General features: G+C 52.5%; 21 protein-coding genes and 1 tRNA gene. 12 read left to right on the forward strand and 10 right to left on the reverse strand.

Annotated elements, in window-relative coordinates:
- Positions 1–401: 401 nt before the first annotated feature.
- Entirely contained in the window at positions 402–1805 is a 1404-nt protein-coding gene (locus PAGR_RS07385) for a glycoside-pentoside-hexuronide (GPH):cation symporter (RefSeq protein WP_014605394.1), read from the forward strand.
- Positions 1806–1846: 41 nt separating this feature from the next.
- Positions 1847–3361 carry an arabinosylfuranosidase ArfA gene (gene arfA, locus PAGR_RS07390; protein ID WP_014605395.1) on the forward strand — a complete coding sequence of 505 codons (1515 nt, stop codon included), beginning with the start codon at positions 1847–1849 and terminating at the stop codon, positions 3359–3361.
- 520 nt (positions 3362–3881) lie between these two features.
- Here the strand turns inward: arfA and PAGR_RS07395 are convergent.
- The 5 genes from PAGR_RS07395 to PAGR_RS07415 form a co-directional block, all read right to left on the reverse strand.
- The gene (locus PAGR_RS07395) at positions 3882–4313 is read right to left on the reverse strand and encodes an ExbD/TolR family protein (RefSeq protein WP_013026472.1); all 432 of its coding nucleotides are present in this window, start codon (positions 4311–4313) and stop codon (positions 3882–3884) included.
- Between the two features lie 26 nt (positions 4314–4339).
- Positions 4340–5092: a MotA/TolQ/ExbB proton channel family protein gene (locus PAGR_RS07400; protein ID WP_013026471.1), complete on the reverse strand. Its 753-nt coding sequence runs from the start codon at positions 5090–5092 to the stop codon at positions 4340–4342.
- 49 nt (positions 5093–5141) lie between these two features.
- Positions 5142–5840, reverse strand: coding sequence for an energy transducer TonB (locus PAGR_RS07405; protein WP_227008702.1), 699 nt, complete (start codon positions 5838–5840; stop codon positions 5142–5144).
- A 252-nt stretch (positions 5841–6092) separates the two neighbouring features.
- Positions 6093–7049: a FecR family protein gene (locus PAGR_RS07410; RefSeq protein WP_014605397.1), complete on the reverse strand. Its 957-nt coding sequence runs from the start codon at positions 7047–7049 to the stop codon at positions 6093–6095.
- Positions 7046–7597 (reverse strand): sigma-70 family RNA polymerase sigma factor, encoded by a 552-nt coding sequence (locus PAGR_RS07415; RefSeq protein ID WP_014594144.1) that lies wholly within the window; start codon positions 7595–7597, stop codon positions 7046–7048. The genes PAGR_RS07410 and PAGR_RS07415 overlap by 4 nt, the downstream gene beginning before the upstream one ends.
- Before the next feature lie 686 nt (positions 7598–8283).
- On the opposite strand from PAGR_RS07415, the gene PAGR_RS07420 reads away from it, so the two are divergent.
- The 7 genes from PAGR_RS07420 (at position 8284) to PAGR_RS07455 (ending at position 18118) form a co-directional block, all read left to right on the forward strand.
- Positions 8284–10728 carry a TonB-dependent siderophore receptor gene (locus PAGR_RS07420; protein WP_014605398.1) on the forward strand — a complete coding sequence of 815 codons (2445 nt, stop codon included), beginning with the start codon at positions 8284–8286 and terminating at the stop codon, positions 10726–10728.
- 28 nt (positions 10729–10756) lie between these two features.
- A complete protein-coding gene (locus tag PAGR_RS07425; RefSeq protein ID WP_014605399.1) occupies positions 10757–12448 on the forward strand; it encodes an ABC transporter ATP-binding protein/permease in 1692 nt (563 codons plus the stop codon).
- A gap of 29 nt (positions 12449–12477) precedes the next feature.
- Positions 12478–13734, forward strand: a complete 1257-nt coding sequence (locus PAGR_RS07430) for a thioredoxin family protein (protein WP_014605400.1) — start codon at positions 12478–12480, stop codon at positions 13732–13734.
- Positions 13735–13760: 26 nt separating this feature from the next.
- The gene (locus PAGR_RS07435; RefSeq protein WP_044042527.1) at positions 13761–15110 is read left to right on the forward strand and encodes a TldD/PmbA family protein; all 1350 of its coding nucleotides are present in this window, start codon (positions 13761–13763) and stop codon (positions 15108–15110) included.
- A 17-nt stretch (positions 15111–15127) separates the two neighbouring features.
- Positions 15128–16585: a metalloprotease TldD gene (tldD, locus tag PAGR_RS07440; RefSeq protein WP_014605402.1), complete on the forward strand. Its 1458-nt coding sequence runs from the start codon at positions 15128–15130 to the stop codon at positions 16583–16585.
- Positions 16586–16807: 222 nt separating this feature from the next.
- Complete coding sequence (locus PAGR_RS07450) at positions 16808–17836, forward strand: DUF2891 domain-containing protein (RefSeq protein WP_042678205.1); 1029 nt, start codon at positions 16808–16810, stop codon at positions 17834–17836.
- Positions 17837–17932: 96 nt separating this feature from the next.
- Positions 17933–18118, forward strand: a complete 186-nt coding sequence (locus tag PAGR_RS07455; protein ID WP_014605404.1) for a hypothetical protein — start codon at positions 17933–17935, stop codon at positions 18116–18118.
- Between the two features lie 105 nt (positions 18119–18223).
- Here PAGR_RS07455 and PAGR_RS07460 read toward each other — a convergent pair.
- From PAGR_RS07460 to PAGR_RS07470, 3 genes are all read right to left on the reverse strand, one after another.
- A tRNA-Pro gene (locus tag PAGR_RS07460) sits at positions 18224–18300 on the reverse strand.
- Positions 18301–18373: 73 nt separating this feature from the next.
- Positions 18374–20128, reverse strand: a complete 1755-nt coding sequence (yejM, locus tag PAGR_RS07465; RefSeq protein ID WP_014605405.1) for an LPS biosynthesis-modulating metalloenzyme YejM — start codon at positions 20126–20128, stop codon at positions 18374–18376.
- Positions 20129–20150: 22 nt separating this feature from the next.
- Positions 20151–20375 carry a YejL family protein gene (locus PAGR_RS07470; RefSeq protein WP_013026459.1) on the reverse strand — a complete coding sequence of 75 codons (225 nt, stop codon included), beginning with the start codon at positions 20373–20375 and terminating at the stop codon, positions 20151–20153.
- Positions 20376–20533: 158 nt separating this feature from the next.
- Between PAGR_RS07470 and yejK the strand changes: the two genes are divergently transcribed.
- Positions 20534–21538 (forward strand): nucleoid-associated protein YejK, encoded by a 1005-nt coding sequence (gene yejK, locus PAGR_RS07475; RefSeq protein ID WP_014605406.1) that lies wholly within the window; start codon positions 20534–20536, stop codon positions 21536–21538.
- Positions 21539–21630: 92 nt separating this feature from the next.
- On the opposite strand, the gene rplY is transcribed toward yejK, so the two are convergent.
- Positions 21631–21915, reverse strand: coding sequence for a 50S ribosomal protein L25 (gene rplY / locus PAGR_RS07480; RefSeq protein ID WP_013026457.1), 285 nt, complete (start codon positions 21913–21915; stop codon positions 21631–21633).
- 131 nt (positions 21916–22046) lie between these two features.
- The gene (radD, locus tag PAGR_RS07485; protein ID WP_014594135.1) at positions 22047–23801 is read right to left on the reverse strand and encodes a DNA repair helicase RadD; all 1755 of its coding nucleotides are present in this window, start codon (positions 23799–23801) and stop codon (positions 22047–22049) included.
- Positions 23802–23956: 155 nt separating this feature from the next.
- Here radD and rsuA point away from each other — a divergent pair, with 155 nt between their 5' ends.
- Together rsuA and PAGR_RS07495 are read left to right on the forward strand one after the other, a co-directional pair.
- Positions 23957–24676: a 16S rRNA pseudouridine(516) synthase RsuA gene (gene rsuA, locus PAGR_RS07490; RefSeq protein WP_014594134.1), complete on the forward strand. Its 720-nt coding sequence runs from the start codon at positions 23957–23959 to the stop codon at positions 24674–24676.
- A gap of 11 nt (positions 24677–24687) precedes the next feature.
- A complete protein-coding gene (locus tag PAGR_RS07495) occupies positions 24688–25884 on the forward strand; it encodes a Bcr/CflA family multidrug efflux MFS transporter (RefSeq protein ID WP_014605407.1) in 1197 nt (398 codons plus the stop codon).
- Positions 25885–26042 lie beyond the last annotated feature (158 nt).

The following is a 26042-nucleotide window of genomic DNA, read 5'->3' on the forward strand; positions in this document are numbered from 1 at the left end:
CCACAGAGGTATTTTTCGCCGCCTCATAACGGTCAGTTTCGGCAACAGGTCTTTAGCCTTTCGGTTATTCAGGACAGGCAGATATCAGTAGATGCTATGCGCGCGTTAATTCCCTGCATATAAATGAGCATCATTGAATTAAGGTTATATTTTCCCGATGCTCATGATTTTATTGAACCTGTTCCTGCTGTCGCTTAGGCGTGTGTTTTTTCTCTTAGTGACATGTTGCTGGCCTGATAAACAGGCGCTGCAAAATGCGGGTTTTACACTCTGTATTTATAGCTATTTACGCTAAATATATGGAGGATATCGCCGTAATTTGACTTATGAGAGGCATGCTGTAGGTTAAAAATACCTCAAAAACATATGCTTATCTCCACCTCTTTTCAGGAAGGTGGAAAATGAAAACTCACACTATCTCTAACAGTCACCCCGGTGGTCGTGTTCAGTCGGCGCGCTCGGGCAGAGTGGGCTTTATTGAAAAAGCCGGTTTTGGCGCCGGCGATGCGGCCTGCAATATGTTGTTTAATCCAATAACCATGTTCTTGTCGTTTTTCTATACGGATATATTTGGCCTTGCGCCGGGCGTGGTGGCGACCATCTTTCTTGTTGTACGATTTGCCGATGCGGTTTTCGACCCCTTTTACGGCGCTTATATTGATAAAACCGCGACGCGATGGGGCCGTTTTCGTCCCTGGATTATTGGCTTTGCCGTACCCTTTGCCATTAGCTGTATGGTGATGTTTTACACACCGGATTTACAGGGCCATGCAAAGGTCATGTATGCCTTTATTACCTATCTGATTTTGTCGCTGCTTTATTCCGGGGTTAACATTCCTTACTGCTCGCTGGGCGGCGTAATCACTACCAACGCGCAAGAAAGGGTGTCCTGTCAGCAATTCCGTTTTATGGGCGCCGGGCTCGCCAGCCTGTTCTGCACGCTGACATTACTGCCAATGGTGGCCTTTTTCGGTAACGGAAACCGGCAAATCGGTTTCTTCTGGGTCATCACCATTTTTGCCATCATTTCCCTGTTTTTGTTTGTTTTTTGTGTGGCAACCACCCGGGAGCGCATTACACCCAAGAGCAATGCCGGAGAATCCATTTTCACTATTATCCGGCAAATCACAAAAAACGATCAGTGGGTCGTCTGTGTCTTTGCCATGTTTCTGGACTGTATCCCTTCTTTTGTGCGCGGCGCCGCCTGTATCTACTTTGCGAAGTACGTGATGGGATTAAACGATTACTACGCCACGCTGTTCCTGAGCACCGGTATTGTTGCCGGTATTCTTGGCTCTTACATTACCCCGTTTTTCACGAACCGGTGGTGTAAGGTTCAGGTTTATCAGGCATGCAAAGCGGTCGCGCTGGCGATGTCAGTAGTGTTCTTCTTTTTGCCCGCCCAGAACGTGGTACTGGTGTTTGGCTGGTTTTTTATCCTGTCAGTCATTCATCAGATTGGTGCGCCTATCCTGTGGTCGTTTATCGGTGACGTTGATGACTATGGCGACTGGAAAACAGGCAAGCGCCTGTCTGGGATCTGTGCCTCTGGCAACCTGTTTTCACTCAAAATTGCGCTGGCCGTCAGCGGCGCGATTGTGGGGGCTGTTCTGTCGGTCACCGGTTATCAGGCCAACATTGCTGTGCAAAGCAGCCGCGCCATCGCCGGGATTTATGCGCTGATGGTCTGGATTCCCGTCGTGGGTTATCTGCTGTCTGTGTGGCTGGTCCGTTCGCGCTACATATTGACCACAGCCAAAATGAAAACCATTGAAGACGATCTGTTCTCAACGCATCCCGAGTAAGCCTTTATCCGTAATTCGTTATGAAGACAGAAGGGAAGAAAATGATTACGTACTTTTTCCAAAAACAAAACTACATCGACCAGGTGGACGATGCCCTGTACGGCTCCTTTGTTGAGCATCTTGGTCGCGCTGTCTATAGCGGCATCTATGAACCTGGGCATGCCACGGCGGATCAACACGGCTTTCGGCAGGACGTGGGGGAACTGGTGCAGGATCTGGGGATTAGCACCGTACGTTATCCCGGTGGTAACTTTGTCTCGGGCTATAACTGGCGTGACGGCATTGGCCCGCAAGCCGAGCGCCCGGTCAGGCTGGATTACGCGTGGCTGACGAAAGAAAGCAACCAGTTTGGCATCGATGAGTTCGCCACCTGGTGTGAGAAATATGCGGTGACGCCAATGATCGCCGTCAACCTCGGCACAGGTACGCCGCAGGAGGCCGGTTACTTTATTGAATACTGTAATCTGGCGTCCGGCACTGCGCTCAGCGATCTGCGCATCCAGCATGGTCGGGAAACGCCGTATAATTTTAAACTCTGGTGCCTGGGTAATGAGATGGACGGCGAGTGGCAAACCGGGCAGCTGAGCGCGGAGGATTACGTCAAAAAAGCGCGGGAAACGGCAAAAATCATGCGCTGGGTCGACCGGGATATCAGGCTGGTCGCCTGTGGCAGCTCTAACTCGTTACAGGCCAGCTACCCGGAATGGGATCGTATCGTTCTGGAAGGGCTCTATCATCAGATCGATTACCTCTCATGCCACCATTATTTTGAAAACAGCACCGGTAACCCGCAGGATTTCTTAGCGTCGTTCCAGAGAATGGATGATTTTATTCATACCATCACGGCCACGGCGGACTATGTAAAAGCCAAACTGCGCAGCGATAAAAAGATGATGCTGTCGTTTGATGAATGGAACATCTGGTCAATCGAAGGCGAACCCTGGCAGGATCACTTTATCGATCCCAACAACCTTTATCAGGAAGCGCCGCCCCTGCTGGAGCAGTCTTATACCTTCCTGGACGCGCTGACGTTTGGCGGGCTGATGTGTTCATTACTCAATCATTGTGACCGGGTGAAAATGGCGTCGCTGGCCCAGTTGGTCAATGTGATTGCTCCCATCTTTACCCGCCCCGGCGGCGAGGTGATTCGCCAGACCATCTTCTGGCCTTTCCAGATGGTGAGCCAGTATGGACGCGGGCACGCGCTGCGCTATTTTGCCAACATTCCCACCCTTAACACGGTGCATGGCGAAACCCGGCAGGTACAAAGCGCGGCGGTGTACAATGAAGAGAGGCAGCAAATTGCCTTCTTTGCGCTCAATACACACGACCATGACGCAACAGACATCAGGTTTATGCTGGATGCGTTTGGTGAGGGAGTACTCTCACAACATATCGTGTTAGCCGGCCATGCGCTGGATGCCAGAAATACCTTCTCTCAGCCGGATAATGTGGTGCCGCAACCCCGCACGCTGACAAATGAGCAGCGTCGCCAGAAACAGGTGTCGCTCCCGCCTCTTAGCTGGAACATGGTGCTGATCGATCTGCAATGCTGAACAGGGATAAACCCGCCAGTGTCGGATGTTTCTGGCGAAGGTGATGAAGCGGCGGAGCCACTCAAAACCCACTATCGCGTGGGTTTTGACCGAACTGGGCCGGGTTTATCAATCGCCTTACTCCAGGATTTCGGCCAGATTTACGATATAACGTGAGGAGATAAAGGCAATTGACCTTTTATCAAATTCCCGTTCATGACTGATATTGGATAATAGGTTCCAGTAAAAAACCTTCGCCCCATACGGCCGCAGCGACAATCGACAATCTGACAGCGCGTGGTTTTTTTATCATTGTTTATCGCGCCTTTCCGGAACCATGAACCCTGTTTATCGGGGCGACGTTCTACGCATCAGAATAAATGTTTCCCTTAAACGAAATCCTGGCATGATGCTTTTTTAACAGCGCATATTGGCCTTTATTCGCTGTTGATCATTGATTAACCCGCTCGGCACAGGCATTCCTGACTATCGAACAGCCTGTGTTTTTTATCTGTTATTGACAAATGCAGTTAAATGACGCTCAGGCAGCCGGCACTTTTTTATCCACCACAAAATCAAACTTTGTTAAACCAACACTCTGGGCACTTGTCATCACGAAGGCCACTCGCCCATACGGGGTTCCCTGATCCGCATAGATACGGATATGCGGCGGTTCAGGCAGTTTTGCCGCATCCTGCAGCCGGGCTACAAAGGCGGCGTCATCAAGTGTTTCTTTATCCCAGGCAATATTCCCGTTGGCCGTCAGCGAGATATTCACTGATTTAATGTTCTTATCGACCATGCTGGCGTTAGCTTTGGGCAAATTGACTTTTACCGCCGGATTGATCACCGGCAAGGTAATCATAAAGACAATCAGCAATACCAGCATGACATCAATAAAAGGGGTCATATTAATATCATTGACCAGCGGATCGTCATCTGACTCAAACTGTGATTTACCTGACATACTCATTTTTCACGTCTCCTGAGAAGGCCGCGCTAAACTGGCTGACTGGCGCGAAATGGCTGAACAGGGCTCGACTGAGCTTTATCGCCAGCGTGCAGTTCCTCTACGTTAGACGTAATACGTGAGCCGGTAAGATAATAAGCGTGCAGGTCGTTGGCAAAACGCGCGATGGCGTGCTGAAGGGCGCGGTTGCGACGACTTATGGTGTTAAACCCCAGAACTGCCGGGATAGCCACGAAAAGGCCAAATGCCGTCATGATAAGCGCTTCGCCCACCGGCCCGGCAACGTGAGCCAGATCGGGCTGGTCGGCCATGCTGATGGACTGCAGTGCATGATAGATCCCCCAAACGGTGCCAAGCAAACCTACAAATGGCGCCGTACTGCCAATGGAGGCAAGGATCCCCAGGCCTGATTGCAGATTGGCAGCGCTGTCGTCGATACTGTTTTTCAGGGCGCGGGCCAGCCAGTCGCTAATATCCAGATTGTTGCTGATGCCTGCTTCAATCGTATATTGGTGGGACATGGCCGCGTGTCCGGCGATGGCAAGGTCGCGAAACGGGTTGTTACCGTTGGCACCCAAGGTATCAATGGCTGCCGGTAGCGTCTTTTGACTCCAGAATAAATGCTTGGTGCGGTGGGCTATCTTTTTCATGCCCGCGCCTTGTATGCATTTTATAACAATGACCGACCAGGACATGACCGACATAATTAGCAGGATAATGGCCACTGACCGGGTAATGATGTCACCCTGTTCCCATACATGTTCAATGCCAAACTCATTCATAATGCATCCTCAATTAGTAAGAAAAGCGCCCGCTCATCATCATCCTGCCCTAGCTGGATAATTTGAACGTGATGGGTTGAATCGTCATAACGGAAATCGCCTGGCCGTTTTCCATGTAAGGATTACAGCGTATTCGCGAAACGGCTTCCATTGCCGCCTGATCCAGATCGTCAAAGCCGCTGCTCCGTGCAATTTCGCGGTGTTTCACCGTGCCATCGGAGTTAATGATCAGGCGGATTAGCACCTCGCCCTGTTCCTGAAGCCGTTTCGCCCTACGTGGATAGTCCGGAGCCGGTACCTGGCAACCCACTGTGGCGACATTCCTGGGGGCAGCATTCGGTACGCTTTTCAGCATTTGCCCTTGAGACGTGGCGGGAATCGCCGTTCGTTCCGCCACTTTTGCATTTTGCACGGGTGAAGGTTTAACCGGTTCGACCGGGTGCGTTTTTTCCGTTAACGTTTTGTGTCGAACAACCGGCTTTGGTTTGGGCTTAGGCGGCACGACTTTTGGCTCAGGTGGCGGTACAACCGGCTTGACGTCATCCTGATCGATTTCGCGCGTGCTGTTATCGGCGGTCAGGACAGGTGGCGCTTTGACGACCTCCGGAACCGGTACGGGTTCAGCAGGCGCCTCGACCATGGTTGCTTCAATACTGGTTTGGGTCGCGGGATTAATAATATTCAGCGGATGGTATTGAGTGGTGTGGGTAATAGCCATGGCAATCAGTGCCAGGTGCAAGATAACCACCGCGCTCACCGCCAGCTTTGGCAGATTTTTTTTACAGGAACTCTGCGCGCCTTGCGGAGCAATCAGGGGAGCCGTTGGTATTCCAGGCACTGAAAGATGATCTTTGAAAATAAGGCGCTCTGCTTTCACTACTACCTCACGATAAATCGCTACTGCTTAATGATTCTCAGCAGCAGTTTCTGGAAGACTTATCCTGTATGTGCAACGAGAATGAAAAAATGACACCGACCGGGGAAGAAAAAACGCAAATTTTTATGACGCGGCCGGCTCGATCCTGATCCAGTAATTCGTAGTGCGAGTGATCGCAATCGGCATTGTTTGGGCAAGCGCGTCGAGCGTGTAGGGAATATTATCAAGCGGGAAGTTGCCGCTGACTCGCAGGTCAGCGACGGCCGGGGCGACGCGAATGACGGCAGGACTGTAATTTTTCAGTGAGTTAATCACGGAACCCAGCGTAGCATCTTTCACTTCCAGGCGACCCTGCGTCCATGCGGTTTCCTCATAGGGCGAGACGCCCAGCGGAATAAACGACTGATGATCGAACCACAGACCGTGGCCTGCCTGAACCTGCCGACTGTCACCGTTTCGATTGGTCACTTTTACCACCGCGTTCAGGACGGCCAAATGAATACCGCTCGATTCCTGCCGAACATGGAAACGGGCTTCCTGCGCAAGAATTCGCCCTGCGTGGGTGGCAATGGTGAACGGGCGTTGCTCGTCGACCACTTCGGCAATGATGCCACCGGTGCGCAGTTCCACTTTGCGCAAGGTTTCATCCAGCGAAATATTCAACGCCGTGCGGGCATTCATATCCAGCGTGCTGCCGTCGTTAAGTTGGATCCTGCGCCGCTGTCCGGTATCGGTATAAGCATCGGATAACAGGTAGGGCAAAGGATATCGCTGGTTTAATATCAACCCACTGAACACACCTAACGCGGCAACGCCACAGGCTTTTTGCAGGAACTGACGGCGGCTTGACGGCGCAAGCAACGTCTGGCGCAGATTTTCTTTGGGTATACTGTGGTTTAGCGTCTGAATCTTACCCAACGTTGCTTCAATTTTTGCACAGGCGGCGTCGTGACGATCGTCGGAATAACGCCAGCGCTCATACTGCCGGAAGTCATCTTCTGTGGCATCGCCCGAGCGTAACAGCACCATCCACTCAATTGCTTCCTGCGCGACGTCGTCGGGACGCTGGGTAAGTTTCATTTGTGATGTCCCGCCATCGGGTCAGATTGACCCTGAGCCACCAGATAACAATTCGTCAGTGCTTTAGCCACATATTTACGCACCATACTGGCTGATACGCCAAGCTCTTTAGCGATTTCAGCATAGGTCATGCCATCCAGTTGGTTGAGCAAAAAGGCCTTTCTCGCATTTACGGACAAGCCATCCAGAGCGCGATCGATAGCCAGTAAAGACTCCATCACCATCTCCAGTTCTTCGGGCGAGGGGTGACAATGCTGCGGGCTATCCGCCAGAGCTTTGAGATAAGCCTGTTCAAGGTCGCGGCGTCGCCAGTTTTCATATAACACGCGCTGGGCCAGTGTCGTCAGCATGGCCCTGGGCTCGCGAATGTGGGGCAGTTCCGGAATTGCCGCCAGACGTAAAAACGCTTCAGAAGCGATATCTTCTGCCATGGTGCCGTAGCTAATTCGACGCCGTAATTTATCCGTCAGCCAGCGATAATCGCTGCGAAAAATAAGCGTTAATATATCTGAACGATCGGTCATGTCGGCAGGCATAATGTCCCCCATCTGAAAACTTAACACCTTTCTCAGCGCCTCAATAAAGACCGAGAAATGGAACCCACTTTCTACCTTGCGCTAAGGTGCAGCTTATTGTGGGAAAAACCTTTGCCTACCAAGCAAAAGAAAGGCCAATGTGTTTCCGGACTTTTCTTTTTTAAGTTTATTTTTTTTATTTATTACTATTCAGCTTGTTATAAATGCATCGTTACGCTCTGCCACTCACTTCTCTTGTGCCATCTTTTTGACGCTGGAAGGCCAGCCTCAGTAGGCTGCACCGCAAAGGTGCTGCGTTCATCTGTCGCTGACGGCGGAGACAAGACAGAACGAAAGATAAGAGTATGATTTTTTTTATTAACGCGTTTCATCTTCCTGACGTGAAGCGTCATTGATGCGAGTGTTGATTCACCAGAGAGCGCCCAGTAAAAGCTCACATCCAATTAAGCACCAGAATGGTGCGCTAATGCGTCGCCGTTCACTCGGCGTTGGGTTACACAGTGATGAATAACTTATAAATTAATTTTGAATTTAAATAGTTAATATTATTAATGTTTTCAAGTTAAGTGATTTTTTTCACACAAACACCCTAATGAGGTGTCACTTTTTAAATCTCATTGCACATACCTACTGAGAAGAATAATCGACTCATAACAATATGACGTAGTCCCTTTACCTTTTCTGCTGGAGCTGTAGCAATGAACGAAGCACCGCATCATGCAAAGAAAACGTATTTTACCCAAGGCCGTCTGGCGTTGGCGGTAAATATTGCCCTGGCCATTACTGCCTTTCCGCTACTTGCGTTGCAGGATGGTTATGCTGCAGCGCCTGCGGCAATCAATTATTCCGTGCCTTCCGGTTCTCTGGAGCAAGGTTTATTAGCGATAGCCCGTCAAAGTCATCAAACCATCTCGTTCGATCCTAAACTGGTGGCGCCTTACCAGGCTAAAGAGATTAAAGGTCACTTCACGCTGAAGCAGGCTATTTTGCAACAGTTGCAGGGAACGCCACTTTCCGTCACTACCACACCTAATGGTACGCTGACTATCTATGCGATGAATCCCACCTCGCCGGTTAAACCCGCCTCAGATCTGCAAGCTGCGCAGGACAGCGGTCAGACTCTGCCAACGATTACCGTTAACGGTGAGGCAGAACGCAGCGAAGATGAAACGGTATATAATCCATCAATGTCGAGTTCTGCGACGCGCACCAATTTATCCCTGCAGGATACGGCACAGTCCGTTCAGGTCATCAGCCGCAAAGTGCTGGACGATCAGCAGGCCACCTCTGTGGAAGATGCGCTGCGTAACGTAGGAGGGGTCAATCTTAGTACCGGTAATCGCGGACAAAATGGCGTTAGCATCCGTGGTTTTGCCATCACCTCAGGTTCCACAGACGGCGTATCCAATCCCAGCAACGCGGTAAACGGCAGCCCTTTAGGTTACTCCAGTATTGATGGTGTTGAGCGTATTGAGGTATTAAAAGGACCACAGGCGGTATTAGCAGGAAACAGCTCACCTGCGGGTTCGGTTAACGTTGTCCGTAAAGCGCCGACGGCTTACCCACTGCATACAATAAAAGTCGAGGTGGCCAAATATGGTGAAGTCAAAACCGCAATCGATCTCGGCGGACCATTAAACGACGATAAAACGTTCCGCTACCGCCTTAATGCATCCACCATGCACTCCGATAACAGCTTCCCGGATTTTAATGGTAATCGTGCCGACTACCTTGCACCGGTTCTCGCATGGGAAGGGGAAAAAACACATATAAAAGTGGGCGCCGAATTTACCAATACCCGAAAATCAGGCCCTGCAGCAACTCTTTATAGTAACGGCCATATTTTAAAACTGCCTGAATACCGACTGGGTGATAAAGATGACCACTTCGCTCTTGATTCTAAAACTACCTATTATGAACTGAAGCAGGATCTGTCAGATAACTGGTCGTTTAACAGTAAAGCCACTTATGTGGACAGCGTGAATAATTTCCGCGTTCATGAAGTTTACAATGCCGCGCGCAATGGCAATTTACTGAGCCACGAGCTGGGTATCAGACAGGACACCACGTCCTTAAGCCTGCAGAACGATATCCGGGGCAAATTCGATACCGGGCCGTTAACCCATAATGTTCTGGTGGGTTATGATTACCAACATACAGAGACCACCGACTGGGAACTGGCTCAAGGGCGAATCTTCACGACGGGAAATTATAACAATCCTGACAGCCTTTCTTTTCCGCCAATACCCGATCCAACCGCTAAAAACTATAATACGCTCGAACAACAAAAGGGAATTATTCTTCAGGACCAGATTGATTTCTGGAAAAAGCTGCATCTGCAATTGTCCGCCAAGCGAGCGCAATGGACGTCAAAATCGACAGCCTATGTTTCACCGACGCGCACTTTAATTACCTTTTCAGATGAAACGAAATGGGTGCCCAGCTACGGTGTGAGTTATGACATTACGCCTGAGGTCACCGTCTATGCTAATTTACTCAACAGTTTTCAGACAAGTGGATTGCTGGACCCCCGGACCGGAAGTGCATTTGCACCTTCCACAGGAAAATCGAAGGAGGCCGGCTTTAAATTCAGTCTGCTCGACGATAACCTGACGATTACGACGTCAGCCTTTGACATTATTCAAAAAAATCTCATCATTACGAATTTTGCCGGTCAACCAGTCGGGACACAGGGAAGGGAAACCAAAGGTTTCGATTTCGATTTAAATGGTCAGATATTGCCGGGCTGGAATATCACCACCAGTTATACTTTCTCTCAGTCAAAAGATCCCGACAACGCGGCACTTATCGGTTATCAAAGCAAAGTTGTGGGTCAGCCAAAACATTCCGCGAGCCTCTGGACCACCTATGAAATACAGCAAGGGAAATTACAGGGACTGGGTGCGGGTGTCGGGGTACAGGCAGCAAGCAGTACCTGGAACGGTTACAGAAACAACTATTTTAAAGAGGGCGGTTGGGCCCAAACGGATGCCTCCGTTTTCTATCATCAGCCTAAATATACGGTGACGCTGGGCGTGAATAATATATTTAATCGCACGCTCTATTATTACACCTCAACCCCTCAGTTTATCAGTGTGAAACCTGACAGGACAGCACGTCTGACGCTGACTTATTCGTTCTGATACATGTAAATCACCAGAGTATACTAACGTGGTAAATAAAATCCCATCGGATGATAACCGTCCGGGTACGTGGCAATTAATCTATCCTTTCTGGATATCATCAGAGAAATGGCTCGCTATATTATTACTGGCTGTCATCCTGACAATTAATTTTACCACGACCTATGCCTTTGTCGCATTGAACAGGCTACACGGAAAATTAACCGATGCACTGGTCGCACTTAACTGGCCGGTAATCAGCAATGTCATGATTGAAAGCCTGATTATCGGCGCGTTAACCACGGTATTGCCTTTGATAAGCGTACTGGCAATAAACTATCTCACGTTGCGATGGCGGACATGGATGACCGCTCGCTTTGTGGAACGCTGGACAGAACATCCTGCTTATTATCAGTTAGAACGGGACAACGTTATCAGCAACAGCGATCAACGCGTCGCGGAAGATATCAATCTTTTTACCGACGTCACAATCAATTTATCGACCAACATTATTAATGTGCTGGTCAACATGGTCACTTTCACCATTGTGCTGTGGGGATTATCAGGCGCGTTATCCATTAGCCTGGGCAGCACAACATTATCTATTCCCGGTTACATGGTGATTGCCGTCTATTTGTATTCTGTTGCCCATCTCGCGCTGGCGCACTGGCTGGGTAAAGTCCTGATCGGCGTGAATATGAATAAACAAACGGTGGAAGCTGACTTTCGTTTCCTTGGCATGCAGGTTCGGGAAAACGCCGAGCAAATTGCTTTTTTTGAAGGTGGAGAGCGTGAACGGCGGCGGCTATTTTCGCGCTTTGAACGGGTGCGCGCAAATACCCTGCTGATGATGCGTAAGACGTTCAGACTCAACTTTTTCCAGAGCTTTTTTTCGCAGGTATTTTCGCCCTTACCCACGCTGCTGGCACTCCCGTTGCTACTGTCGGGAAAAATAACGATGGGCGGCCTGACGCAGATCACGATGGCCTACGGAACCTTGCTTAGCACGCTTTCTTTTTTCCCACAGGCTTATCAGTCATTTACCAACTGGATGGCGCTGTCCAACCGACTTCGTGATCTGCTCTGGGCGTTAAATAAAGCGCGCGATAAGCCCTCAGGGATTTTACTGAAGCATCAGGGGACGCGCCTGCAGTGCGAGAACCTGACGCTTCGGCAGCCAGATGGTTCGTTACTGTCCCATCTGCCGCACTGGCAGGTACAGGCGGGCGAGCGCTGGGTGATTCGCGGCCGTTCGGGCTGTGGTAAGAGCACGCTATTGCGCGCCTGTGCCGGGCTCTGGCCTTATGGCGAAGGCACTATTATTGCCCCCGAGTCTGTTCGTACGCTTTTTTTACCCCAGAAAAGCTATATCCCGGTCGGCACGTTAAAAAGTGCGCTGACCTATCCGCTTGAACCTGACGTTTTTACCGATCAGCAGTGTCAACAGGCGTTAATTGACTGCTGCCTGGAGGCTCACGCCGCTTCGTTAACACAATTTGACCGCTGGCAGCAGGTGCTCTCCGGCGGCGAACAGCAACGGCTGGCGATGGCCCGGGTGCTGTTGCACAAACCCGAAATGCTGTTTCTTGATGAAGCGACCAGCGCGCTCGATCCGCAGACAGAAAACCGACTTTATCAGGCGCTTATCGACCAGTTGCCCAACTGTACGCTTATCAGCGTGGCACACCGTAAAGAGCTTGAACACTTCCACCCTCATATTCTCACGCTCACGGCCCGTTAATGAGCATTAACGCTTGCAAAGGAATCACTATGACGCATAAATCCATTGAATTAACCGATCTTGAGCTTGATGTCTTTCTGGCCGATGCTCAGTTACCGGTTCTCGTCGATCTCTGGGCCCCCTGGTGCGCGCCTTGCCGAGCGATGTCGCCGATTATCGATAAGCTGGCCCGCAACACGGCGGGACATTTACTGGTCGCCAAACTTGATGTCGAAAAATATCCTTCCATCATGCAGCGCTTTAGCGTACGGGGCATTCCCACCTTATTGCTGTTTAACCCGGCTCAGGACCCGGTTCGGTTAGTGGGCGCTCAGTCTCTGGCTCAGCTCAACGAATGGCTTGCCAACCATCAGGTCAACATCTCGGTACCCACAGTGCACGTACAGCAGGACGAAAGTCTGGAATGGGGCAGTTTCTATGGGGATGACGAACTGCTCGCTTTTATTGCGGCACGTGTGCTGCGACATGCCCGCGAGCGAGAGATTACCACGGGCCAGAGTCGCTACTGGATCGAGGGTAAAGGCACCCTTGCGGCGGCGATGGTCCATCAACCCGACAGTAATGCATTTGAACGTATCACCGGGCTTTCCGCTGCACTGGGCTGCCTGCTTGACCGTTGTGAATATCTCACGGTGGAACAGGTGGAAGGCCTGTTTGGGGCGTTACGGGCAGGTAAAGATTACCGACTGGTGCCACCAGCGTTTATGCAGTGGTGGCTGAGCGATGGGTTCTTCCCCTGGGATAATCATCTGCGTGCGCCCGAGCTAATAACGTTACTGGCGCAGTGGCAAACACTGTGCGCCGACCGGTTTGCCGGACGCGAAACGACGCCGCAGGCCTGGGCCGATATTGGCAATCTGGCATCTTCCCTGTTGTCTGGCTTCCAAACGTCAGACCGACAGCTGGAAAAGATAGTCGCCATGCTGATCCAACATCTTTCACCGTTTCCTGTTACGACCGACGGTGAACGGTGGGACATCATCACGAAAAATATGAACTGGGCGCATTTCCACATTATGCAAATCCACTCAGGCTGGAGCGACGACGATCGCGCCACACCAGAGAAGCGAATGGGATGGTTTATGGCGAAAGAGCGTCAAACGCCGACGGGCAAGCTCACTCAGGGGGAGATCGCCCAGCTCAGAGAAGAATGGAAGTCGCTAAATGGTGAATTTATTAGTAAAGAAAACGCGCTTCATCAAAACCTGTTGCAGCTTGCGCTGCCAATAAGCACAGCATCGCAGACGGTTTTGAATCGCCTGCTTGCCGCGGCACCGGACCTTTAATAATGATGCATAAACAGGGGGCCGCTATGGCAAATACGTTGGCGCACAGCCGGGTTCAGCTGTCGGACCTGGCTGACAGCGTTATCAGGATGGCCTTGCAGGAAGGGGCTTCCGATGCGCAGGTGATGTTTAACGAAAGCACAGGACTGCTACTTGAAATGCGTCAGGGCCGGTTAAAAACGCGCACCCGCGCCAGTCAATCCAGCCTGTTTCTCACCGTTTACCGAGGACATCATCAGGGAACGACCAGCTCAACGAACTATTCGTCTGCAAGCCTGCGAGAAACGGTGCAGGCCGCATGCCGTATTGCAGGTTACACCGGCGAAGATCGTTTCGCCGGACTGGCGGAGGCACGCTTTCTTTGCCGTGCATCGGACGAACTGGACCTCTGGCATCCCTGGAACCTCGACGAAGCCGATGCGACAGCACTGGCACAGCGCATAGAGGCCGGGATTGTTTCAGCGGGTGACGACGTCATTAGCGACGGTGTTACCGTGCACACCGGGCACTCGGACTGCTTCATCATGAACAGTCATGGATTTAGCTGCAGCGAACGCCAGAGCAATCACCTGATGGCAGCCCGCGCGCTGGCCCGTAAGCAGAATCGCAGCCTGCTGGATTTCCATTTCTCGGTTGCCCGCCACGCCCAGTCACTCATGGCACCGGAAGAGATCGGACGCCGGGCTGGAAATGGCGCGATAGCGGCGCTGGATACTGCCCCGCTTCAGGGCAGCCAGCGCTGTCCGGTCTTGTTTGACGCTAAATGTGCGCTGTCTTTGCTTGACCATCTGGTTCAGGCGACCAGCGGTAGCGTGCTGTATCACCGTAACAGCTTCCTCGCTGACAGACTGGGCGAGACGGTTTTCAGCGACCACGTCAGCGTCACTGAAGATCCCTTCGCGCCGCAGGGGCTCGCCAGCCGGTCATTCGACGGCGACGGTATCGGCGGCACAACCCGCAAGATCGTTAATCAGGGGATTCTGGCGGGTTTTTTCCTCTCGGCTTATGCCGCGCGCCATCTTGATATGGCTCCGACCGGGAATGGCTGGGGGCCGGGAAACCTGTCTCTGACCAGCAGCCTGACGCAGAAGGGCGATGATTTCGACGCGATGGTAAAAAAACTTCATACCGGGCTGATCGTGACCAGTTTCAGCGGCGGCGGGCCACGGTTGATTAACGGTGATTACTCGCGAAGCCTGCGGGGTTTTTGGGCTGAAGGCGGGCAAATACGGTACGCCGTTGATGGCGTTACGGTGGCGGGTAACCTGGCCGAAATGTTCCGCAACATTGTGGCTATCGGGACTGACGTGATAACCCAGGGCGCACTGACTTCCGGGTCTGTATTAATTGATAACCTTCAGGTGGCAGGACGCTGAGCCAAAGGAGTTTTACTATGAGTCAAACAGACACAACCACTCGCATGGTAAAGGCCAAAGAGCAATTGCTGGAACCCTACGGCCTGAGCGATGCCCTGCTACAGGACATCATGGGACGGATTCTCGTCCATCGGGTCGATTACGCCGATTTATATGTGCAGAGTCTTCGCCATGAAAGTTGGGCAATGGAAAATGGCGTGGTGAACTTTGGATCGTTTGATGTCGATCAGGGGTTCGGCCTGCGTGCGGTAGAGTACGATCAGACCGCCTTCGCTTATTCTCAGCATCTTGATCTCAAACATTTGCGCGAAGCCGCGCGATCGGTGCGGACCATCGCTAAGCATTGCTGTCTCGCCCTGCCTGAACCTGTTAAAGCCCGGCCCGAGTCAACGCATATCGGCTCCCGCGATCCCTTAGTGGCATGGGAGGCGGCAGAGAAAATCAGTCTGCTGGAAAAAATCAACCAAATGACTCGTGCGCTTGACCCACGGGTGATTCAGGTCACGGCCAGCCTTCGATTGTCCCATTCGGTTAACTATGTCCTGCGCCATGATTTTTATCAGGCTGCAGATATTCGTCCGATGCTGCTGTTGCAGGTCAGCGTCATCGTCGAGCAGCGGGGCGTCCGTGAGTCGGCCACGACCGGCATAGGTGGGCGCGGCGATTTCAACATGTTCAACGATCAGGTGCTGCAACAGACTTTACGCACGATGGTGGATTCGGCACTGATAAATTTAGAGGCGGTTGCGGCCCCGTCCGGCGGAATGCCTGTTGTCATTGCCGCCGGATGGCCCGGCATGTTGTTGCATGAAGCGATGGGGCATGGCTTTGAAGGTGACTATAACCGGCTGGGTACCTCAGTTTACGCAGGGCGCATCGGAGAGAGAGTTGCACCACCTGGGGTGAATATCGTCGATGACGGCACGCTACAGGGGCGCCGGGGTTCGCTCAATACAGATGATGAGGGGCACCCGACGCAGTGCACCTCATTGATTGAAGACGGTATTCTGCAAGGTTATATGCACGACAGCCTGAGTGCCCGTCTGATGAAACTTCCCCCCACTGGAAATGGCCGACGTCAGTCCTACGCGTATCTTCCTATGCCGCGCATGACAAACACCTTTATGCGTAATGGCCAGTATGAACCTGAGGAGATCATTGCGTCTGTTAAACGTGGATTATATCTGGCTAACCTGGGCAGCGGACAGGTGGATATCGTCAGTGGCCAATACAGCTTTCAAAGCGCGCTGGCCTACCTGATCGAAGACGGCAAAATTACAACACCGGTTAAAGGCGCCACGCTGACCGGAAAGGGACCGGAAACGCTGCAGCAGATCAGCATGGTTGGCAACGATCTGGCCCTGGATCGTGGCGTCGCCACCTGCGGGAAATCGGGACAAAATGTTCCAGTGGGCGTAGGGCAACCGACGCTTAAAGTGGATAACCTCATCGTTGGCGGCACGCGCCAGCGATGAGGTCATCATCCGACGAAACCGGTCTGTGGCGCTTGTCGCTTTGACGGACGCTACGGGTGGGCTGACCGCTGTTCAAATGTCGATGCCAGCGTTTGCGCGCGCTGCGGACGCGCCAGAGCCCGCAGCGATCATGTGTTTTAAGCCAAAAATGAACCTGCCGTCACTGACTGGCGGTAAGGGGAATCTTGAGACGGTTAACGCTTTCTCGTGTAAGGAATGATGATGAAATTAACGCCATCCTGGACTGATGCGTTTGCCCGGATGCCATTAACCTATTTGCGCCAGGAATATCCCAGTCATCTTGTACACTTAATGCTTGATGACAGTGATGCCTTGTCGCCACGTGTACTGCATCCGGTTTTCTATGGCTGCTACGACTGGCACTCTGCGGTACACGGTTACTGGCTGTTGCTCCGTGCCCTGAGCCTTTATCCCACGTTGTCATGCCGTGATGAAATCATTGCTGTTTTTCATGCGCATTTTACTGAAGAAAATATCGCGCAGGAACGTGCTTATTTTACCGTACCGTTTCGCACGGCGTTCGAACGTCCTTACGGTTATGCATGGTTGCTTGGCTTATCCGGGGAGCTGAAAAAATCTGCCTTGCCGCAGGCTGCACAGTGGTATCAGAGGCTTGAGCCACTGACTCAGGACATTCGCAGTCGCTTTATCGACTACTTCAGTAAGCTGACCTACGCTATTCGGGTCGGGACCCATACCAATTCAGCCTTCGCGCTGATGTTAGCACTGGATTACGCACGCACTTTAGAGGACAGCTTGCTGGAAAACGTCATCGTTAATGTCGCAGAACGTTTTTACCGCGAGGACACTGATTATCCAGCACATTATGAACCCGGTGGGGACGAATACCTTTCTGGTGCATTAACGGAAGCCATGTTAATGAGTAAAGTCACCGTTAACTTCGCCAACTGGTTCGATGCATTTCTACCTGATATCGCCAGTAAGACCGCGCTGATGCAGCCTGCAGAGGTCAGCGATCGTACCGATCCCACCATCACACATCTTGACGGATTGAATCTCAGCAGAGCCTGGTGCTTTAGGCATCTTGCTGTTGCATTGCCAAACGCTCATCCCGCTGTCTCGTTGCTTCAGGCCGCAGCCGAACGGCATCTGACAGCCAGTCTCCCTCACGTGGTGGGCAGCCATTACAGCGGCGGCCACTGGCTTGCCAGCTTTGCACTGCTGGCTTTGGCGTCGCCTGTTGACGGCCAGGCTCATCATCAAACGTGATCTCGCGTTTGAGATCCTCTCCGGCATCCTGAGGTTACGATAACATGATACGTAGCAGTAAACCGGTGGTCCTGTAGATATCGCAGGGAATTTGTCATGACGCTGTTTTCAATGACAAAGCGCGGTCCGTTTCCGGCAAAGACGTTGACGCCGTTTGGCATCTTGACGCTAGAGCCTGCGCTTTTGCTGGGTGCGGGCGTGGGACGTTTTTGGGGCGCGAGGGCAGAAATGTACTGGACGATGATGTGCGAAGCGGCGTTGTCTCATGCCACGCGCTTCTGATATCTGATCACAGCAAAATGATGGCTGGTTTTACCATTTTTTTACCCTCACCAATCGCAGGCAATAAAAAACCAACCGTAAAGGTTGGTTTTTTAAGGGAGAATTTGGTCGGCACGAGAGGATTTGAACCTCCGACCCCTGACACCCCATGACAGTGCGCTACCAGGCTGCGCTACGTGCCGAACTTTGGAAAGCTAGTCTACTGATTCTCTGCACGAATGCAAGCGATCAGGCAACTAACTGCCTCATTATTAATCAGTTAGCGATAAAACGTTTCTCTTCTGTGAGCACCTGCAACAAGAGCGCGAGTTCCGGTTTGTGATCTTTCAATACATTTCCACTGGCGTCGTAAACACGGTAGCTGCCGTTATTGTTCAGCACCAGCGTGATTTTAGGCGTGGTAATGACCAGCTTATTATCTTCGCTACTGGTGACCCAGTCATGACGACGCTGAGCAGCAAACAGATCTTCGCCTTGAGCATAGTTGACCGGATTAGTGCGCACATGCAGCAGGCGCTGCATCAGGGTCACCATCACGTCCTGATGATCGGAAAGCCGAGTCACCGTCTGCGCGGGCGTGTCCGGCCAGTGAATAACCAGTGGCACCTGCAAGGTCTGGCGATTGCCTTCGTTGTCCGGATTGCCATCCAGCGCCACACCATGCTGAGCGGTAATGACCACCACGGTGTTTTTCAGTAAGTCACGTTGTTGCAGTGTGGTAAGGATGGCCTGAATCTGTTCATTGAGGGCAGGAGCCTGCCGCATATAGCTTCGCTGACGTGCTTTGTCGTTATCACCGCTCACCCTTGGGCCGTTCAGCGCCACCCAGGAGAACCAGGGCGTACCATCGCCTTTTTGGGCACTCAGCCAGCTTTGCCATTGTGAAACGGTGCTGGCATTGGGCTGCTCCTCGCTGGGGGGCAGAGAGTAGTCGGACAGCAGCGCCTGACGATACAGCGGCTGACTAAACCCCTCTGACGAGAACAGGCCAAACTGATAGCCCTGGGTGCTCAGTGCAGTAAGCAGGGCAGACGGCGTCCGCTGTGCCAGAACACCGTTCATATAACTCGGGGAGATGCCGTAGAACAGGCCAAACAGGCCTTTTTCTGCGTTGTCCCCGGCGCTGAAATGCTGGGTAAAGCGCACGTTCTGGCTGGCAAACTGGTTCAACGCCGGCAGGGCGTTATCGGCACTGGCACTGTTCAGACCATCCACCGTAATGACCAACAGGTTATCGCGTGAGCCTTTGTCCGCAAAGGTGATATCGCTGAGCGGATACTGCACTGCCGCAGCCTCAGGATCGCCTTGCTGCACCAGACGGCGCTGATATTCCTGCGCATCCAGCAAGCCGTGACGCTCAAGAAAGCGACGGGCGGTCATCGGATAAGAAAGGGGCAGATTCGCACGTTGCATCGTGATTGGGCGATAAAAATTAGCGTCCGCCCAGATATACATCAAATGACTGGCAAAAAAGGCGCTGATAAAAAGGGCGGCCAGCGGCTTACCAAACGAACGGCGGTTCAGGCTACGCAGCTTCTGCCAGCTCCAGGTGGCAAACAGAATCTCCACCAGAAAAATGAGCGGCACGCCGATAAACATCAGCTGCCAGTCGCGCGCCATCTCACTTTGATCGGGGTTAATCACCAGTTCCCACACCACCGGATTAAGGTGTAAATGGAAACGGTTAAAGACGGCGCTGTCGACCATCAGCAGTGTCAAACCGGCGGTGGCGACCACCGTCGAAATCACCCGCATCAGACGTTGCGACATCACCACAAACGTCAGCGGGAAGATAATCAGCAGATAAACGGCAAATACAATAAAGCTGAAGTGACCAATCCAGCTGCTGTACGCATAAATGCGCCCAGCCAGTGAAGCAGGCCAGTCGGCAACCAACAGATAGCGGCTACCCAGAATGAGCGCGAAAAAGATATTGAACAGGGCAAACCAGTGTCCCCAGCTAATCATCTGGGAGACTTTTTCGCGGTAGCGCTGTCGGTTGGTTACCATAGTTTGACGTCAGATTAGCGAATTAATGGGCGCTGTCGTCTACCGACGCCTGCAGGGCATCAGCAAAAGAACGGGCCAGAGAGCGGCGTTGCGCGGGAGCAACATCGCTGTTGATCAGATTGGTTACCATGTTCCCTAGTACCATCAGGGAAAGGTCGGTTGGCGCCTGGTCTTTTTGCAAAACCTGCGCCATTTCCGCGAGGAGTTGTTCAACGCGTTGGTCGCTGTAACGGGATGATTGTGGCATAGCGAAAACTTATCTCGTCTCAAAAGGCGATATAGTACCGGAACAGCGCACTTTTTTCCGCAAATTTATCGAAAGCGCGGTGTTCCGGTTGTGCATGGAGTTGAAAGCTGCTGCTGGCGGTGTTTGAATACGCGCCTGTGCTATTAGGAGAGTTTACCATGAGTCTGGATATCGACCAGATTGCCTTGCACCAGTTAATCAAACGTGATGAAAATCAGTTAGAGCTGGTGCTTCGTGATTCGTTACTGCCGGCCACCAATACCGTCGAGGCGATGGTGGAAGAGCTGCACCGTGTATACAGTGCAAAAAGTAAAGCTTACGGGCTGTTTAATGCTGAAAGCGAACTGGCAGATGCACTGCGCAACTGCCGCAAGGGTAACGATGATTTTCTCGCTTTTAGCCGGGCTGCTACCGGACGCCTGCGTGATGAACTGGCAAAATATCCGTTCGCCGAAGGCGGCGTGGTGCTGTTTATCCAGTACCGCTATCTGGCGGTAGAATACTTGCTGGTGGCGGTGTTAAACAGCCAGTCGAGTATGCGCGTCAACGAACAGATGGATATCAGCAGTACCCACTATCTGGATATCAATCACGCCGATATTGTGGCACGAATCGATCTTACCGAGTGGGAAACCAGCCCTGAATCGACGCGCTACCTCACCTTCCTGCGTGGACGGGTAGGGCGAAAAGTTTCTGATTTCTTCATGGATTTTCTGGGGGCGGAAGTCGGACTGGATACCAAGGCGCAGAACCGGGGGCTGTTACAGGCGGTAGATGACTATTGTGACGAGTCGAATCTGGATAAGAATGAACGACAAAACTATCGTCAGCAGGTTTACAGCTACTGTAATGAACAGCTTCAGGCTGGGGAAGAGATCGCGCTGAAAGCGTTATCAGGTGAGCTGCCGCCACTGGGTGAAAAGACGTTTGAAGCCTTTACTCAGGAGCAGGGCTATGACCTGGAAGAGCATTTCCCGGCAGATCGCAGTACGTTACGTCAGTTAACCAAGTTTGCCGGTAGCGGTGGGGGGCTGACCCTGAACTTCGATGCCCTGTTGCTTGGCGAGCGCATTTTCTGGGATCCGGTCACCGATACGCTGACCATCAAAGGAACACCGCCTAACCTGCGTGAGCAGCTGCAACGCCGCACCAGCAGTAAATAAGCATCTGCCCGATCCGGCGTTCTGGCGGATAACAGGCAAAATAAAAGGGCCGGTTTCGCAACCGGCCCTTCTACTTTCAACGCATTCGGCGATTAAGCGCGAACGAAGTCGATGTGGTGCAGTTTTGGCTTGAACGGATGACGCTGAACAGCCTGCACTTTAACTTTGGTTTCTTTACCGTCAACCACCAGAGTCAGCACTTCTTCGTAGAAGCCTGGCTTGGTTTGCAGGTTCATCACCTGGTCGTGGTCGAGGTCGATAGCAACAGCGGCTTCTGAACCACCATAAATGATGGCCGGGAAGCGGTTTGCTGCGCGCAGGCGGCGGCTCGCACCCTTACCCTGCTCTTTACGTTCTACTGCATTGATAGTGAACATTAATACGTCTCTTTATGATTTCTGCTACAGGCGACCCAGTAACAGAAGGGTTATTCAACACCGCTTATGCACATGCAAAAGCGGGCGGCATTATAGCGGTAATCCCCTACAGGGGCAAACGCTAATAAGGCTTAGCGCAGTTCGTTAGCGCGGCGAAAGCGCCCCTGGTAGTCAAACAGCTTTTCGCGAATCTGCCAGAACTGGCCTTTGGCACGGGCCACCACAAAATCGGGATGGCGCAGAAGAGGCTGGAGGGCCAGCACATCGGCGGCGGTTTGCCAGCCCAGCGGCACGCCGGGCGCGCGCTGATGCGGGCGCATAAACAGGTGCTCAAACGCCTTGCGCTGTGCGGGCGTTTGCAGACGAAACCGCTCACTGACGCTGGTGCCGTCTTCATCGAAATAGGTGGCTTTCAACCATTCGCCTTTGTCGTCGCGGCCCTGTTCCAGCGTCATGCCGCCGCAGCGCAGAACGCGCGCATCTTTCAGCTTCAGCGCGGCTTTAAGCATATCGTCAGGATCGACCAGAATCTTGTCGCATTCGCGGCAGCGGCGCGCGGCGATGTCGTTTTCTGCGTTGCACGCCGGGCAGTTCTTAAACCGAAAGCGGTAGTCACACTGCTCGCGCCCGCCTTCGTCGTCTTCCAGTACGCCCTGACAACGCCGGCCAAAGTGCTCAATCACCATGCCATCGCTCGTGGCCTTGCCCCAGAAGGTATTGGCAAAGCCGCAGGCCGGGCAAAATACCTGCACGGGCTGATTGTCACTTTTCCCTTTCGGTGCGCCCACTTCAGGCGTAAACAGATCGTGAGGATTACCGGCATAGTCCAGAATCAGGCAGTCTTTTTTGCCGGGCGACAGGCGCAGACCTCGCCCGACAATCTGTTGATACAGGCTGACTGACTCGGTAGGGCGCAGGATCGCGATCAGATCCACATGCGGCGCATCGAAGCCGGTGGTTAGCACCGCAACGTTGACCAGAAACTTAAGCTGCTGGGCTTTAAACGCCGCGATTAGCGCATCCCGATCTTTCGCGTGAGTTTCTGCCGACACCAGCGCGCTGTTTTCAGGCAGCAGGCCCAAAATTTCGCGCGCGTGTTCGACGGTGGCGGCAAAAATCATCACGCCGTGGCGATCCTCGGCAAATTCCACAATCTGCTGGATAATATGGGGCGTCACCCGCTGCTGCTGTTTGAGTTCCCGATTCAGGTCGGCTTCGCTGAACAGGCCATTTGCCTGAGCGGTGAGGCGGCTGAAATCATACTGAACCACCGGCATATCCAGCCTTTCCGGCGGCACCAGAAACTGATGCTTGATCATATAGCGCAGGGGCAGTTCATAGATGCAGTCGCGAAACAGGGCCTGCTCGTCGCCCCGAACCATACCGTGATAATGAAAACGGTAGATCCAGCCTTTGCCCAGGCGAAACGGTGTTGCGGTCAGGCCGAGCAGACGCAACTGAGGATTATGCTGGCGCAGGTGATTAAAAATTTGCTGATACTGGCTCGCTTTGTCATCACCAATGCGGTGGCACTCATCTACAATCACCAGCGAAAAGGCGCGGTCAAACAGGCTGAGATTACGTGCAACAGACTGGACGCTACCGAACACGACTTTCCGCTGGCTTTCTTTGCGCTGCAATCCTGCCGCAAAGATGTCAGCCTCAAGTCCGTAAGCCTGATACTTGCTGTGATTTTGCGCCACCAGCTCTTTGACGTGCGCCAGCACCAGCACCCGACCTCGAGCCAGGCGCGCCAGCTCGGCGATCACCAGGCTTTTTCCGGCCCCGGTGGGCAGAACGATCACGGCAGGTTCAGGATGACGACGGAAGTGGGCGAGGGTGGCATCGACCGCTTCCTGTTGATAAGGGCGTAAGGTAAAAGACATGCTGTTCACTTTTGTAAAACCTGCCGCAATTATGCCACGAATCCACAATAAACGCGCTGTCAGCGAGGCGCAGATCAGGCTATACTTCCCCTACTTTTTCAACGGTTAAAAATGCCGTTTTAGTTTCCCTCCGCAGTAACAGGCAAAACGAATTCATGCGACTCGACAAATTCATCTCTCAGCAACTGGAAATCAGCCGTGCCATCGCCGCACGTGAAATCCGTGGTCAACGTGTTACCGTTAACGGTGATGTGGTGCGCGACACCGCTTTCAAACTCCAGCCCGATCATGAGGTTGAGTATGACGGCAATGTATTGCAGATGCAGACCGGGCCGCGCTACTTTATGCTGAACAAACCTCAGGGCTATGTCTGCTCAACGGACGATCCCGATCATCCCACCATCGTCTATTTCATTGAAGAACCGATGGCGTTTAAGCTGCATGCCGCAGGCCGGCTGGATATTGATACCACCGGTTTAGTCCTGCTGACGGACGACGGTCAGTGGTCACATCGCATTACCTCACCGCGCCACCATTGTGAGAAAACTTATCGGGTAACGCTGGAAGCGCCGGTGAGCGATGACACGGCCGCACAGTTCAGCGCCGGGGTGCAGCTGCATAATGAAAAAAGCCTGACTAAACCCGCTCAGCTTGAGGTCATCACCCCCACGGAAGTGCTGCTGACCTTGAGCGAAGGCCGCTATCACCAGGTCAAACGCATGTTTGCAGCCGTGGGTAACCGGGTCGTTGGCCTGCACCGCGAGCGCATTGGTGAGATTGTGCTGGACGAGGCGCTGGAACCGGGTGAATACCGCCTGTTAACGGAAGAAGAGATAGCCAGCATTGGCTTACCGGATGAACTTAAACAAAAATAGCGAGAAACCTGGTGCGTAAGGAAAAGAATTCGCCAATGGGGCTGGTCGTCATCCTCGGCCTGTTAGCGATGTTGATGCCGTTGTCGATAGATATGTATCTGCCTGCAATGCCACAAATTGCGCGCCAGTTTGCCGTGTCCGCCGGTAGCGTTCAGATGACGCTCAATCTTTATATCCTGGGTTTTGCCATCGGTCAGTTGATCTACGGTCCGCTCGCCGACAGCTATGGCCGCAAGCCGGTGATTACGCTCGGCACCCTGATATTTGCCTGCGCAGCGGCAGCCTGCGCACTTTCGCAGTCGATTGAACAACTGATTGCGATGCGTTTTTTACACGGTCTGGCGGCAGCGGCGGCCAGCGTCGTGATCAATGCGTTGATGCGTGACAGTTACTCGAAAGAAGACTTCTCACGCATGATGTCGTTCGTCATGTTGATTACCACCATCGCACCGCTGCTGGCGCCCATCATCGGCGGCTGGCTGCTGTTAGTCTGGAGCTGGCACGCCATTTTCTGGACGCTGTCGATAGCGGCGGTTATCACCACTGTGCTGGTGGCAACCCAGATTCGCGAAACCCTTAAACCTGAGCAGCGACAGCACTTTCACCTGCGCACCACGCTAGGTAACTTCGTTATCCTGTTTCGCCACAAGCGCGCGTTCAGCTATATGTTATCGAGCGGATTCTCGTTTGCGGGGCTGTTTACCTTTCTCAACGCTGGCCCCTTTGTTTACATCGAACTGAATCACATTTCACCGCAGAGTTTTGGCTACTACTTCGGTCTGAATATTGTGTTTTTGTTCATCATGACGCTGATTAACAGCCGGGCAGTGCGCCGTTTTGGCCCCGTGGTCCTGTTTCGCTTCGGATTGTTGGTGCAGTTTGCTATGGGCATCTGGCTGTTGATCGTCAGCGCTTTCGATCTGGGGTTCCTGCCGCTGGTATTAGGCATTGCAATGTTCATCGGCTGCGTGTCGATGGTGTCGTCAAATGCTATGGCGGTTATCCTTGATGAGTTTCCGCATATGGCCGGTACGGCCTCTTCTCTGGCGGGCACCTTGCGTTTTGGCGTGGGTGCGCTGGCGGGGGCGCTGCTCTCCCTGTTCAGCTTCAACAGTGCCTGGCCCATGGTGGGAACCATTGCACTGTGCGCGACAATCTCCGTTTCGTTATTTCTCTACGCCTCACGTCCGCGTACCGTCGCCCGCTAAGCGGGCGTCTGCCATCCTCTTTTTCCGCTTAGTCAAAAATGTTTCTTATTTGTGAAAAAAAATAGCAAATAAAGTAATCGTATTGGGACTAAAATGATTGTTAGTTATCATTAAACGCGGTACATATAGCCCAAAGTGAGATTTAACTCGCAAATTTG

Origin of the sequence: Pantoea ananatis PA13, from assembly GCF_000233595.1 — a bacterium.
In the GTDB taxonomy this organism is placed as follows: domain Bacteria; phylum Pseudomonadota; class Gammaproteobacteria; order Enterobacterales; family Enterobacteriaceae; genus Pantoea; species Pantoea ananatis.